Genomic DNA, 13954 nt, shown 5'->3' with positions numbered 1-13954 from the left:
CACCGAGCACAATGCTCGGTGTTTCACTGTCGTTTTTCGTACGGCTTACCGCTGTGTCTAAATCGCTTCAACCCGTGCCGGTAGGCCTTGGCGTACGGCGGCGCCGCTGGTCCAGTCTAGCCATACATTGGCTACATCTGTGCGGGTGGGGTCCATAAGCCCCAGCAGGTTTTGGTTTACCCCTGCCCCTAGACGCGGGTTAGATGCCATCGGCTTACCATCAATTTTGTGGGCGCGCGCACCTAGCTCGGTGTGGCCGTAGCCGTGTTCGATGGCAATGGCACCTTCCACAATGCCATCGCGTACCAAAGCAATGCCTTCTACCTGGCCACCGGGGGTAATTAACCGTATCGCCTGACCGTGCTTGATACCGGCGCGCTCGGCATCTTTGCGGTTGATGCTGATTGGGTTTTCCGGGTGGATCATCCGCAGCCGCTCGGCACCAATGCTCGATGAACTCATAATATGTGACTTATATGAGGTCACCAATAGTGGCCACTCTTGTTCTGAGTAATGGTCACGCATGGCGCTGCCATCAGCAAAGCGGGGGCCAAACTCGGTGGCACAGCCGGGTAGTTTTTCACCGGTCATCGAGTGAATTGTGCTACCGATAGTGGGGTTCCAGATGCATAACGTATTGTTAGTGCGGTTTTTCATCTGCTGGCCTTCCCAGCCACTTTCAAAGGGCGCAAAGCGGCCGCCGCGGCTCAACACAAAACCTACTTTTCGCTGCTCATCCGGCGCTAAGGTCTCGGTTATCAGCGGCATCATGCGCACCGCATTGGTCAGCAGTAAGTCATCGGCACTGGCATCGGGCACTGGGTCACCGTTGGCAAAGGCCAAATTAGCGGCGGCACGCAGATAAAAGTCTGCTGACGTATGCAAGCCATGCTGGTTGCCTTTATGGTCGGTAATGGCGTTATCGCCGTAGCCGGGCAAGTCCATCTTTTTGGCAACGGCAATAATAAACGACTCTAATCCCACATAATCGCCATTTTCAAGCCGAGGCGTAGCTGGCGTAACCACCGGCCAGCGAGCAGTAGTGGCCTTTTGCGGCACACCACTCCAAGGTTTAGTAAAGCCCCAGCTCTCGTAGGTGAGAGTATCGGGCACGATGTAATCTGCTAATGCCGTGGTTTCGTTGATAAAACCGTCGATGGCAATAAACAGTGGTAATTGCGCCGGGTCTTTTAGCTGATCCCCTAAAAAGGTTTGAGCGCCGCCAATGCCGTACAACGGATTAGTCATGTGGCTGATCCAAGCTTTCAAGCGATAGGGATAACCGGCAAACGCCGCCGCTAAATGCTCGGTAAGTAAGGGGGACGAAAACGAGAACCAAGGCGCGCGCGCTGGGTAGGGAGACTCACCGGCGGCCAGTTTGCGTTTATATTCGCTGCTTTTTTCATAAGCAAAGCGGTTGCGTGATAAAAACAGCCCTTTAGGACCAATTTTACCGTCAAAGCTCATCAAGTCGTAACGGGGGCCTTCTTCTACTCCAGCCACTCCACCGGCACCGGCGGCTAACCCGCCTTTGGCGTTAATGTTGCCCAAGAGGGTATTTAAGGTAATGACCGCAAACGAAGTATAAAAGGCATTACCGCTCATCATGCCGCCGTGGGCATCTACCGAAGCTTTGGTGCCGTGGCGCTTAAGTTCTTGGCCAAGGCCGGCAATAATGTGTTCGGGCACACCACAGTGCTCGCTGTATTGGGCTATAGACTGACGTTCGGCCGACTCTTTTAAGCACTGTAATGACGATTTTACCTGCACCGGTACATCGTTAATGGTCACGGTGCGCGTCACCCAAAGTTCGGCGGGGCGCGCTGCGGTATGCGCCATTAGTTCGCCGTTAGCTGCATCTACCACCATGTTAGTGTCAGCGTTGCTCATGCCTACACTCTCGCCTAAGTTCAGCCCTAAATCTGCTGCTGTTAAAAAGCGACCGGCTTCAGGGTGCGGCGCTTGTAATACCAGATGTGTAGCATTGGCGTGGCTGGGCTGGTTGGCGGCCTTTTGGGCTGCAGGGCCGGGTTGCGCCAAATACGCCAAGTTAATGCCGTCGTTTTCAATTAACCAGCGAATAAGCCCCATGGCCAGCGCATCGTCGGTGGCCGGTTTAATGGGCACCCAGCGGCCGCGTTGTTCGTTAAGGCGGCTGATGCTGTTGGGCAGGGTGGGGGCGACCACTACGTAATCTAATTTACCCTCACTGCGCGCTTCGGCTAATTGGCGGCCTTGGCGTTTAAAGGGATTTCCTGCTTGGGCTGGTGAGGTGCCAATACACAGCACGAAACGGGCGTTTTCCCAGTCGGGCTTGCCGTGACTAAACTTTTGCAAGTCGTTAAATACCGCACCGGCTCCAGCACGATAGCCAAAGCCGCAATAACCGCCGTGATGACCAAAGTTACGGGTACCGTAGCTGTTAAAGATAAAGCGCTTTAAGAAGCTGTCACGGCCTTCGTCACCGGCGTTAGTCACCATCAGCTGATTGGCTTTGGGGCCAAATTCTGGATTGTTCGCATCCACGGGGGTTTCTAAATCACGAATGGTACGCAAGCCCTCAACGTGGCCTTCACCAAACAAGTCGCCGCCTTCTACCACCTCTTCAATGAGTTGCTCAAAGCTAATAGTCTGCCATTTTCCTTCGCCACGTTTACCGGTGCGTTTCATTATTTCGGTTAAGCGATAGGGGCTTTGCAGTTGCTCGCCTAACGCGGCACCGCGAGCACAGGCGGTAGAGCGATTTTCTAGCCCCGCCTCACCGGCCAGCTGTTTAAATACCTCACGCACCGAGGTTTCTTGAGCTGGCGGATGAGTATTAGATAGCGGGTGATAGGGGTTACCGGCAATGCGGATAATTTTATTGGTTTGGGTGTCTACTCGAGCGCGCAAACCACACTGGGTCCAACAACCAAAACATTGCACTGGACTGACTACCTGATTTTCACCCATAACCAATTCGTTATTGGGGGTGATCATAAATTCAGGTTGCAGGGCGTTACCGGCAATACGGTCGTTGGTGGGCACGCCACTGGTGCCATGAAGTAAGCCTTTTACCGCTTTATTAACGGGGTCGGCATAACCTAGTGCAAAGGCACCGGTGCCGCCAGCAATCATGCCGGCTTGTAATAAGGCGCGACGTTTCTTATCCATGACGGACTCCCATATTATCCAGTAAGGCCCACACAGCGGCGGCCATTGCTAACCATAAACCAATGGTACCGGCCACAATAATACCGGCCGAGCCCAGTAAGTCGGGGCTTAAGTGATACAGACCCGCACCATATTTAGGCACAGTTTGTACGTTCATTAGCACTACCCATCTAAATCCCCAGGAGCAAAGCAGCGCGAGCAGGGCGGGTATAAAGTCAAGGTGACTGCGCGGGCGATTGCGCCGCGCTAAACACAATAGCCACAGCAAAGCGCCAGCGGTCAGTGACACTAATAGCAGGTCGCGCCAAAATTCAAAGTGGCTAAAAATACGAACGGCTTCTAACCAAGAGGGTGAGTTTAAGACCATGCCCGACACCATCCATAGCACTATGGTCGCAGTGAGAGCGCCCAATGTGAGCAACATGGCGCGACGTAAGGGCAATATTTGAGTAGAGGCGCGCGGGAACAAAATATCCAGCAACAACAACAGGCCAAACAAGGCGAGTAGCGCGGTTAGTAAAAAGTTAACGGGCAACCAATAGGTGTCCCACAGTGCACGGGAGCGCACTACCATCACTTCCATGCCGGTGTAGAGCAAAATACCCACCGCTGAGCAGGCAGTGAGCCACGCCAGCAGCTGTAATATTTTGCCCTGTGGCCAAAGAGACAGTTCACACCACCACCTTAGCCAAGGGTGCTTGGGTTTAAGTAATCTCACTAGCATACTTAATGACACCACTAAGGCGAGTGTGACGAACACCGGCAAGATCAGCGCGCCAATCCACATCCACGAGCTGGGAGTGAGTTGGGTGTAAAAATGCCAAAAACGAAACGGTTGATGTAAGTCGGCTAATAATGCCACCGGACCGGTAACGGCACTAATACCCATAATAAAGGCCAAGCGCCAGCGCCATGGAGCCAGTGCAGAGCCTTCTCTTAGCGCGAACGGCAGCAACAAGGCGGCGGTGGCAGCCAAGCCAATTAAAAAGAAATATTGTACGGCCCAAGGGAGCCAAGGGGCGTCTGCATGGGTGGTAAGCAGTTCAATAACAGGCATAAGGCCTCCTAAGCGTGTTGCGGAAACCAAAGTCCGGGCTGGCCGTCGATGCGGTCCACAAATTCATCACCCAAGCCGATGTAATACACTTGCGGTGCCGTGCCTTGTTCTGGTTTAAGCACTTTTATGTCACTGCTATGTTCTTGTAGCAGTTGGCTAATTTGGCTGCTTGGGTCTTTCATGTCACCAATCACTCGTGCGCCACCTACACAAGACTCTACGCACGCAGGCAGCAAACCGACTTCTAATCGATGTACACAAAAAGTGCATTTATCGGCGGTTTGGGTTTCGTGGTTAATGAAACGCGCATCGTAGGGGCAGGCTTGTACGCAGTAGGCACACCCTACGCATTGTTCGTTGTCGACAACCACAATGCCGTCGGCTCTTTGGTAGGTAGCTTGAGTGGGGCACACCGGCACACAAGGCGGATTGGCACAGTGGTTACACAGCCGTGGCAACATCACATTGCTCACCTGTTCTTGACCGGCAACTTCTACTTCATATTGCTGTACCGTGGTGCGAAACTGACCGATAGGTGGCAAGTTTTCCATGCTGCAACTCACGGTACAGGCTTGGCAACCAATGCATTTGCGCAAGTCGATAATCATGCCATAGCGTTTATTGCTGTCGCCGTCGGCACTAACAGGGGCCGCATGCAGTTCGGTTATCGGGATCAGGCTGGCGCCAGCAGTCAGCCCAGTTAAATTTCTAAGGAATTGTCGTTTACTGACGTCCATAAGTGGCTCCTCATAAGTAATGAATGCTATTGTCTCGAGTCTCTACTCATGACCTCTATTGTGGTTTACCACATAAGGGACTTTGACTTGATCTGGAACAGGTTTTTATCAGGCTTTGTGCTGTTTTTACTTAGCCTGTCGGCAGCAGCCGAGCAATATACCGTTGGTTTTTTAGCGTTTAGGGGCGAAGCGCAAGCTCGCGAAGAATGGTCGGCGACGCTTGCTGGGCTAAATAACGCCACGCCAGAGCAGCATTTTGTGGGACGTTACCTAACCCAAGAGCAACTTGATCAGGAGTTAAGTGCCGGCCAGCTGGACTTTGTGGTGACCAATCCGGCGCATTTCATGTTGAGCCAAAGCCAGAAACTCAATTGGTTGGCATCTTACCTCGACCCTTATTACGGCCAAGCGCGCGCCAGTGTGGCAGGTACCTTGTGGGTGCGTGCCAATAGCCTCATTGTTGAGCCCAGTCAGTTACGTGGCCAGTCGGTGGGGGCGGTGCACGATCACGCTTTTGGCGGCTATTTGCTGGTTGCCGAGCAATTACGTCGTCAAGGTGTGTTACCGGAAGATCTCGACTTACGATTTAGTGGTTATCCGGTAGATGCCCTCGCATATTTATTGCGCGATGGCGCCTTAACCGCCGCCATGCTGCCAACTTGCCTGCTTGAAGACATGCAGCAAGAAGGGCTGATAGAGTTAGCAAATTTTCGTGCTTTAATGATGCAAGATGATACGCACTGTGTGCGATCTACGCCTTTGTATCCGGGGTGGAGCTTTGCCGCAGTGGGGGTAACGGACGAAAAGCTGCTGCGCAGCATCAGCCGTGCTTTGCTGGCTCTTGAATACCAGCAGAAGCCATTATGGGGCGCCCCTATTCGGTTGGATGATGTTGAACAGCTATTAAGAGACTGGCAATTGGGGCCCACTGTGGCCCCGGTATTACCTTTGCAGTTGTTGCGCCAGGTGATTATCCGCTATTGGCCTTTTTTGGCGGCCTTGATGATCATCGCGCTGGCCTTGTTACTGCATCACTACCGGGTCACGCTACTACTGCTCAGGCGTACGCTAGAGCGGGATAAACTGCATACCCTGATGCAAGATAAAGAGCAGGAGTTGGCGCAAGCTCGCCAGCGTATTCTTATGGGTGAAATGGCCACCGGGCTGGCTCATGAGCTCAATCAGCCGCTGTCGGCCATTCAGGCTTATGCTCAGGCTGGAGAGCTGGTTAGCCAGACCGCACAACAGCAAGAGGCCTTCGGTCACATAGTGGCGGAAACCGAGCGCGGTGCCGCCATTATTCGCCGATTTCGCCAATGGGCCACTCAACCGCTGCCCAGTGCCGAGCCCGTGGACTTTGCCTGCCTGTGTCGAGAGTTGGTGGAACGAATGCAGTCTCGAGCCGACGCGCTTTCGGTCACCTTATCTAGCGAGTGTCATAATGGCACCCTGTTAACGGTACGCCCAGCGATAGAGCAAATTTTGAATAACCTGCTGGGCAATGCACTGAACGCCCATGGGCGATTGGCGGCCACTGCAGGCCAAATTGGCGGTTATATAATGGTGAAGGCCAATCCCGTAAACGGCGGTTGGCAGCTCACTATCGAAGATGATGCGGGTGGGGTCGACCCCAGTATTATTGCTTCTTTGCAGCAAAACTTACCCGCGACGCATTATCATGGCATGGGCATTGGGCTCTTGGTTAGCCATCGGTTGGCACTGCGACTGAATGGTCGGTTAACATTGGAAAATACCAAAAATGGTACCCGTGCCATCTTGTTTTTACCTGAGGAAAGTTAATGCGGATTTATATTTTAGATGACGATCAACAGGTAGTGGCTGCTAATCGTTTTTTGCTGAACGCCATGGGGCATGCCAGCCAAGGCTGGTCGGATCCCGAGCAATTTTTGGCCGAGCTGGATGAGCAAACTCCCGCGATTTTGTTGCTGGACTTAGCCATGCCCAAGCTTGATGGTCTGGCGGTGCAGCAGGCATTGTTAAAACGCCAATGCGTTATTGCGGTGATCTTGCTGACCGGTCATGGCGATGTACCCCAAGCGGTGGTGGCCATGAAGCAGGGTGCGGTGGATTTTTTAGAAAAACCGGTGGATGCCAAGCGCCTCGCCAGCGCGCTGGATCAGGCTCGAGTGCGGGTAAAGCAGCTGACCGAACAGGCAAAGGTGCGCCAACTCTTCACCTTGCTTTCTAACCGCGAGCGAGAAGTCGTGAACCGGGTTGCCGATGGACTGACTAATAAGGCCATTGCCGAGCAATTATGTGTGGCTGTGCGCACCGTAGAGGTGCATAGAGCCTCGGCCATGAACAAGCTCAATGTCACCAACGTGGCCGAGCTACTTAATCAATGTCAGCTGTTAAGTGCAGCGCCCAGCACTAGAATCCAAGAGGGCTAACCTAGATCTGCAACGGAATCCACGGAACCCACGGAACAATTAAGCTGAGATAAGGGCGAAAGGGATTTTATTGGTAAGACTAAACCCTTTGGCTAGGCGAAACGTTTAGCTAAAGCACAGACCTAGAGCCCGATGCTTTAGCAGCAGGCTCTGCAGAGTAAGATAGTTTGGTCTTTAGGTTTTATCAATAATATTATTTTTCAGATTTAATCTCTATTTTTCCGTGGGTTCCGCGGATTTCGTTGCGAAAAAGCACTAGTTTACGGCTGTGAACTAGTTAACTCTCCGCGCAGGTTTTTACCCATTTTCTCGCGCACTTGTGAGGGGCTGAGATCTTTACTCAACAAATAATGTAGTTTAGTTAATGCCGCTTCTGTGGTCATGTCGTAGCCGGAAATCACGCCGGCCGCCGCCAGTGCCTTGCCCGGAGCATAACCTTCCATATTGACGCTGCCGCGCTGGCACTGGGTGAGGTTAATGATGATCACTCCCCGTGCTGATGCGTCAGACAACAGCGTTAACATCGCCGGGTTTTGTGGCGCATTTCCCACCCCATAAGACAGCAATATCAATGCTTTTACCGGCTGTTGCAGGAGGTTGGCTATTACATCGGCGCTAATACCCGGATACAGGGTCACTACGCCGATGGGCTGGGGAGTAATGGGGCTGACGATGAGCGGTTTACTACTGGGCTTGCCGAGCTTTCCTGCTTCTAGACTGATATGGATCCCTGCATTAAGCAGCGGCGGAAAGTTGGGGGAATCGAAAGCCTCAAAACCGTCGGCGTGCTCTTTGCTGGCGCGATTGCCTCTATACAGGCGATTATTAAAAAACAGGCCGACTTCGTTAATCGGGTAATGAGCGGCCACATATAAGGCATTCATCAAATTGGGTCGGCCGTCGGATCGCAGCTCTGCCAATGGAATTTGTGAGCCGGTGATAATAACCGGCTTGTCTAGATCTTCCAGCATAAACGACAGGGCTGAGGCGGTAAATGCCATGGTGTCGGTGCCGTGCAATACCACAAAGCCGTCATAATGTTGGTAATTGGCCTGAATATCGTCGGCAATGCGCTGCCAATCGGCAGGCGTCATGTCTGCCGAGTCAATTAGCGGTTCATATTCATGAATATGATAGCTGGGCATCTCGGCACAGTGAAACTCTGGCGTATTGGCCAGGCGCTCCGTCATAAAGCCCGCCAAGGGCACATAGCCTCTGGCGGATTTGTGCATGCCAATAGTACCGCCGGTATAGGCGATGTATATTTTCTTTTTCGCCATAAACGTTTACCTCAAGACAGCTTCTCCACAAAATACACGGAAGAAGAGCTATAAAAACTGTTAAAGGGTGAAGAGGACGACACTCTTCACCCTTTGCACATGACGCTTAGAATCCCTGACAGGGGACGCATAATACATATCGGCCTTGCAGGTCATTAAACTGACTTAGCGCGGCGGCTTCTTGCTGCAGTTGCTCGCCGGCGGGGCGTAATGCGTGCGGTAAAGCCGTCATTAACCAACTCGAGAGCACGTTAGAGTCCGCCATAAACAGAGCGAACAGTTTGTCTTTAGCCGACATGGGTAGAGTCACTGGCTTAACGCTAAATTCGCCTAAATTAGCTAATTCTGCGGCGCCCGCTAGTGCATCATCTAAGTTGCCCAAGGCATCAACTAACCCAAGCTCTTTGGCCATTTTACCGGTCCAAACATGGCCTTGTGCTACTTGCTCAACTTGGCTTGGTTCCATGTTACGGCCTTCGGCGACAATGCGCACAAACTGGTCGTAAGTATGCTCAACACTCATTTGAATAATTTGCTTTGCATGCTCGGGTAAGCCGGTGGTTAACCCCGCCCCCACAAAATCGGTGGTGCCCACACCATCGGTGTTGAGACCTAATTTTTTAAGAGCGTCTTCAAAGGTCAAAAATAAACCAAACACACCAATAGAGCCGGTCAGTGTCGTGGGAGCGGCATAAATCTTATCGGCGTCGGCGGCTATCCAATACCCACCCGAAGCGGCGGTGCTGCCCATGGAGATCACCAATGGCTTGCCACTTTCTTTAAATCGCAATAAAGCACTACGAATTTGTTCGGCCGCAAACGCACTGCCGCCGGGGCTGTCTACGCGCAGTACTAACGCTTGAATGTCGGAATCTAGTCTGGCCTCATCGACAAGTTGGCTCACATGCTCGTCATTAATACTGTTGGGCGTGGCGGTGGCGGCCGACATAATAGCGCCACTTGCGGTAATTAAGCCTACCGCAGGAGCCGAATTAGAGGGGGTGTTGGCGTGACGGAGGTAGGTTGGAATATCCAAGCTCATGTACTGATTGGTTTGGCTATTCCAGCCCACGTGCTCGGCAACGGTTTGCAGCATGTCGTTACGACTGGCAAGGCGGTCTACCAAACCTTGTTCTAGGGCGTAGCGCGCCGGATCACCGCCAGCCGCACTAAAACGACTGAGTAGTTGTTCTTTGGTGGGGCTAATATGATCGGCCGGAATGTCTCTTAATGTGGCGACGTTGTCTTGATAGTGCTGCCACAGTTGGCCTAACCACAATTGCGTATCTTCACGGCTTTCAGCTGACATGTCGTCGCGTAAATAGGGCTCGACAAACGATTTATAAGTGCCGACTCTAAATACATGGGGCGTAATATTAAAACGCTCGAAGGCCGACTTATAATGCAGGCGATAGACTCCCAGCCCTTGAATGGTGACACCACCGGCGGGGTTAAGCATAATTTCATCGGCATGGGCTGCTAAGTAATATTGCCCTTGGCTGTAGTAATCACCAATGGCATACACCGGCTTGCCAGAGGTTTTAAAGTGCTCAATAGCACTACCCACTTCATCGAGTTTGGTAATGCTCGACTCGCTCATGTTTTGTAATTGCAGTACCAATGCGCCAATGCGGTCATCGTTACGAGCATGATTAAGCGCGTCTTTAATTTGGCTTAACGTCATGGATGGCGGGGTAGTATCACCGGCAACCCATTTTTCTGCGAAACGTCTTGGGCTGGCTGGTGCTTCTTGCTCCAATATAGGGCCCGCTATGGCGAGAGTGAGCGCGGCTTTGGCTGGCAGCACGCCTGTATCGTCCTCACCGCTGAATATCAACACCGCAAAGGTGATAATAGCTATTAAGAAGAAAGCGGATATTAACAGGCGAATGGCGTTTAGCACTCGGGCTAGAGTACGAAAGAACCACTTGATCGCAGACCACATAGTTTTGCCTTAAACGAAATGATTATTGAATCAATCTATTATGAAGGCTGCGACTGCACAATGCCACGCTAAAACAAAGCCGTGACCCCCTTCGGGTGGCCTTACGCCTTACGCTGTATGTCATAAGTGAAAGACAAACCCTTTTTTTGCTCACAACGTATGGCGTAAAGCGTACAGTTATTTATTCCCTATCTTTGGCTGAGCTCTTGGTGCTTGGCGTCGGGCGCTAGTAGATTAATTAAACAAACGTTTGAAAGTTGCATGTCGATGTACTAGCTTGAAGTGGTCAAACCTACAGCTTAGGCGAACCTATTATGAGCCCTTATCCCCACTTACTGGCCCCTTTAGACTTGGGCTTTACCACCCTAAAAAATCGCGTGATCATGGGGTCGATGCACACCGGATTAGAAGAAGAAAAAGGTGGCTTTGCCAAGCTGGCTGCTTTTTATGCTGAGCGGGCGCGTGGTGGTGTGGGCCTGATTATTACTGGAGGCATAGCGCCTAATTTTCGTGGTCGCTTATTACCCATGGCCGCTCAGTTGAGTTTTTTTTGGCAGGTGCCGCGACATCGACTCTTGACCCACGCGGTGCATGAGGCTGGCGGTAAAATTGCGCTGCAAATTTTGCATGCTGGCCGTTATGCCTACCATCCTTTTTCTCAGGCTCCGTCGGCTAAATCAGCGCCTATTAATCCTTTTAAACCCAGCGCCATGAGCCCACGCCAAATTCGCAACTGCATTAACGATTTTGCCCATACAGCCAAATTGGCCCAGCAAGCCGATTACGACGGCGTAGAGATTATGGGCTCCGAAGGCTACCTCATTAATCAATTTATTTGTGCCCGTACCAATCATAGAGACGATGAATGGGGTGGCTGTAGTGAGCGCCGTCAACGTTTTGCCTTAGCCATAGTGCAAGCTGTGCGAGCTGCCGTGGGGGAGCGTTTTATCATTATTTTTCGGTTGTCGATGCTGGACTTAGTCGAGCAAGGCTCGACGCTTGCAGAAGTCATTGCCTTGGGCCAAGCACTCGAGCGCGCCGGCGTGACCATTATTAATACCGGTATTGGCTGGCATGAGGCGCGAGTACCCACCATTGCCACAAGCGTGCCCCGAGCCGCCTTTAGTTGGGTAACCGAAAAAGTTCGCCACGCACTATCGGTGCCGGTGGTGGCCACTAATCGTATTAATACCCCTGAGGTTGCAGAGCACATATTAGCCTCAGAACAAGCAGATTTAGTGTGTATGGCGCGGCCCTTTTTGGCCGATGCCGACTTTGTTAATAAAGCTGCGGCCGGGCAAGCGGAGCTTATCAATACCTGTATTGCTTGTAATCAGGCGTGTTTGGACCATGTATTTAAGCGCCAACGCGCGTCTTGTTTGGTTAACCCCAGAGCCTGTTACGAAACCGAGCTCATTATTACCGCCAGCACTAACCCTAAGCAATTAGCGGTGGTGGGGGCAGGCATGGCCGGATTAAGCTTTGCCTGCCAAGCGGCTGAACGGGGCCATAAAGTGGTGCTGTTTGAGAAAGCGGGTGACATTGGCGGCCAATTTAATTACGCCAAGCAAATACCTGGTAAAGAAGAGTTTTATGAAACCGTGCGCTATTTTCACCACCGCCTAAGGCAATCTGGAGTAGAAGTGCGGCTAAATACTGAGGCTACTGCGGAACTGTTGCACGCATTCGACGAGGTCGTTTTGGCCAGCGGAATTGTGCCGCGCACGCCTAACATTGAGGGCATTCATCACCCTAAAGTGCTGAGTTACCTTGATGTGCTGGCACGTCATGCCACGGTGGGGGAGAAGGTTGCCATTATTGGCGCGGGGGGAATTGGTTTTGATGTGGCCGAGTTTTTAGTGGCCAGCGGGCATCAAAATACCGAACAATGGCTGGCCGAGTGGGGGGTTGATCAAGACTATCGCTCTGCGGGCGCGTTAATGGCGCCTAAGCCGATAGTTGCCACCCGGCAAGTCTGGCTATTACAGCGTAAAGCCGATAAACCCGGCAAGGGCTTAGGAAAAACCACCGGCTGGATCCACCGAGCTAGCTTACGACAGCATGGCGTGCATATGTGGGGCGGCGTGAGTTATCAGCGTATTGATGAGCAAGGGTTGCACATAGAGCATGATGGCAAGACGCTGTGCTTAGCCGTCGATAACGTGATTATTTGTGCCGGACAGCAACCTAACCGAGACTTGCAAGCGGCACTAACGGAGCTGGGCGCTAAAGTGCATTTAATTGGCGGGGCCGATGTGGCCGCCGAGTTAGATGCTAAACGCGCCATTCGCCAAGGCATGGAACTGGCGCTTTCTATCTAAGTGATGTGAGGGGGAAAGAGTGAAGGGTGAAGAGGTCTACATAATCAACCTAAGCCTCGACCTAACCCTTTTTTGCCACGGAACAACACGGAACAACACGGAACAACACGGAACAACACGGAACAACACGGAACCCACGGAGAAATAGTGATAAGTAATACCGCATAGCATGTGTGGCTTGTCGACAACGGCAGGAGCACTTTTTGGCCCTGTTATGTGATGGTCGGTGGAGTAGAACCCTTTATCCGCCCCTATGCCACGGAGCCGCCTGAGGGTGGGGTTAGCTGACCACTCGGTGCTTAATGAGAGGCGGCTGTGTTACCTCTGACGTTCCGCCCCTTCACTCTTAACGTTTTTTGGCGCTCGGCGCTTGACGCTGCTATGGTATCTCCCGAAATTAATTTTGCTTATAGATTAAGGGTGTTACACATGGATGCACTGGAACTATTATTAAATCGCCACTCTAACCCACGTTTGATTGAGCCGGCACCGGCAGGTGAACAGCTAGACACTATTTTTAAAGCAGGACTGCGTGCACCCGATCATGGAGCGTTAACGCCATGGGAATTTATTGTATTTGAAGGCGAACAGCGTCATGCGCTGGGCGATATTCTGGCCGAGGTGGCACAGGCAAAAGGCGATGCGCCCGAGCGCTTGGAAATAGCCCGTAATGCGCCCTTGCGCGCGCCGATGATCATTACCGTGGTGGCCAAGGTTAAACCGCACGACAAGGTGCCGCAGCTGGAGCAGGAAATCTCTGCCGGTTGTGCGTTAATGGCCATGCAGATGGCAGCCCTAGCGCTGGGCTTTAATGGCATCTGGCGCACCGGCTGGTTTGCCTTCGACCGTAATGTGCATCAGGCGTTGGGGCTGAGCGATACCGATCAAATCGTCGGCTTCTTGTACCTGGGCACCGCTCAGGTAGAAGTGCGCAAGTTACCCGAGCGCGATCCCGCCCAATTTGTACGCTACTTCGGTAAGTAAAAGAAAGCGCCCGGCGCCCACCACCCAGCTAAACCAAAACACCGTTCTTTGTTTTTCTTGGCGCTG

The 13954-nt window shown here is 52.3% G+C and carries 9 protein-coding genes; 4 read left to right on the top strand and 5 right to left on the bottom strand.

Going from position 1 to position 13954, the window contains the following annotated elements; translation table 11 throughout:
- Positions 1–57 precede the first annotated feature (57 nt).
- The 3 genes from ACFQ1C_RS08265 to ttrB are packed head-to-tail and all read right to left on the bottom strand — an operon-like array spanning position 58 to position 4947.
- Positions 58–3153, bottom strand: coding sequence for a molybdopterin dinucleotide binding domain-containing protein (locus ACFQ1C_RS08265; RefSeq protein WP_379558136.1), 3096 nt, complete (start codon positions 3151–3153; stop codon positions 58–60).
- The gene (gene nrfD, locus ACFQ1C_RS08260) at positions 3146–4210 is read right to left on the bottom strand and encodes an NrfD/PsrC family molybdoenzyme membrane anchor subunit (protein WP_379558135.1); all 1065 of its coding nucleotides are present in this window, start codon (positions 4208–4210) and stop codon (positions 3146–3148) included. Before nrfD ends, ACFQ1C_RS08265 begins: the two co-directional genes overlap by 8 nt.
- 8 nt (positions 4211–4218) lie before the next feature.
- On the bottom strand, positions 4219–4947 hold the full coding sequence (gene ttrB / locus ACFQ1C_RS08255) for a tetrathionate reductase subunit TtrB (protein ID WP_379558134.1): 729 nt from the start codon (positions 4945–4947) through the stop codon (positions 4219–4221).
- A gap of 87 nt (positions 4948–5034) precedes the next feature.
- On the opposite strand from ttrB, the gene ACFQ1C_RS08250 reads away from it, so the two are divergent.
- Complete coding sequence (locus ACFQ1C_RS08250) at positions 5035–6747, top strand: PhnD/SsuA/transferrin family substrate-binding protein (protein ID WP_379558133.1); 1713 nt, start codon at positions 5035–5037, stop codon at positions 6745–6747.
- Positions 6747–7358 carry a response regulator transcription factor gene (locus tag ACFQ1C_RS08245; RefSeq protein WP_379558132.1) on the top strand — a complete coding sequence of 204 codons (612 nt, stop codon included), beginning with the start codon at positions 6747–6749 and terminating at the stop codon, positions 7356–7358. The genes ACFQ1C_RS08250 and ACFQ1C_RS08245 overlap by 1 nt, the downstream gene beginning before the upstream one ends.
- A gap of 260 nt (positions 7359–7618) precedes the next feature.
- On the opposite strand, the gene ansA is transcribed toward ACFQ1C_RS08245, so the two are convergent.
- Positions 7619–8638: an asparaginase gene (ansA, locus tag ACFQ1C_RS08240; RefSeq protein WP_379558131.1), complete on the bottom strand. Its 1020-nt coding sequence runs from the start codon at positions 8636–8638 to the stop codon at positions 7619–7621.
- 106 nt (positions 8639–8744) lie between these two features.
- Positions 8745–10583 carry a signal peptide peptidase SppA gene (gene sppA / locus ACFQ1C_RS08235; RefSeq protein WP_379558130.1) on the bottom strand — a complete coding sequence of 613 codons (1839 nt, stop codon included), beginning with the start codon at positions 10581–10583 and terminating at the stop codon, positions 8745–8747.
- Between the two features lie 314 nt (positions 10584–10897).
- Here sppA and ACFQ1C_RS08230 point away from each other — a divergent pair, with 314 nt between their 5' ends.
- Positions 10898–12904 carry an FAD-dependent oxidoreductase gene (locus ACFQ1C_RS08230; RefSeq protein WP_379558129.1) on the top strand — a complete coding sequence of 669 codons (2007 nt, stop codon included), beginning with the start codon at positions 10898–10900 and terminating at the stop codon, positions 12902–12904.
- A gap of 429 nt (positions 12905–13333) precedes the next feature.
- Positions 13334–13888 (top strand): NAD(P)H nitroreductase, encoded by a 555-nt coding sequence (locus ACFQ1C_RS08225; protein ID WP_379558128.1) that lies wholly within the window; start codon positions 13334–13336, stop codon positions 13886–13888.
- Positions 13889–13954 lie beyond the last annotated feature (66 nt).

Origin of the sequence: Oceanisphaera ostreae, from assembly GCF_042676125.1 — a bacterium.
Classification (GTDB): Bacteria; Pseudomonadota; Gammaproteobacteria; order Enterobacterales; family Aeromonadaceae; genus Oceanimonas; species Oceanimonas ostreae.
The sequence above is the reverse complement of the archived record's forward strand: the minus strand, read 5'-3'. Positions and strand labels throughout refer to the sequence as shown.

Excerpts from the sequence above, each read along its gene's own strand:
- ACFQ1C_RS08265 (WP_379558136.1), bottom strand. The coding sequence starts at position 3,153 with ATGGATAAGAAACGTCGCGCCTTATTACAAGCCGGCATGATTGCTGGC.
- nrfD (WP_379558135.1), bottom strand. The coding sequence starts at position 4,210 with ATGCCTGTTATTGAACTGCTTACCACCCATGCAGACGCCCCTTGGCTC.
- ttrB (WP_379558134.1), bottom strand. The coding sequence starts at position 4,947 with ATGGACGTCAGTAAACGACAATTCCTTAGAAATTTAACTGGGCTGACT.
- ACFQ1C_RS08245 (WP_379558132.1), top strand. The coding sequence starts at position 6,747 with ATGCGGATTTATATTTTAGATGACGATCAACAGGTAGTGGCTGCTAAT.
- ansA (WP_379558131.1), bottom strand. The coding sequence starts at position 8,638 with ATGGCGAAAAAGAAAATATACATCGCCTATACCGGCGGTACTATTGGC.
- sppA (WP_379558130.1), bottom strand. The coding sequence starts at position 10,583 with ATGTGGTCTGCGATCAAGTGGTTCTTTCGTACTCTAGCCCGAGTGCTA.
- ACFQ1C_RS08230 (WP_379558129.1), top strand. The coding sequence starts at position 10,898 with ATGAGCCCTTATCCCCACTTACTGGCCCCTTTAGACTTGGGCTTTACC.
- ACFQ1C_RS08225 (WP_379558128.1), top strand. The coding sequence starts at position 13,334 with ATGGATGCACTGGAACTATTATTAAATCGCCACTCTAACCCACGTTTG.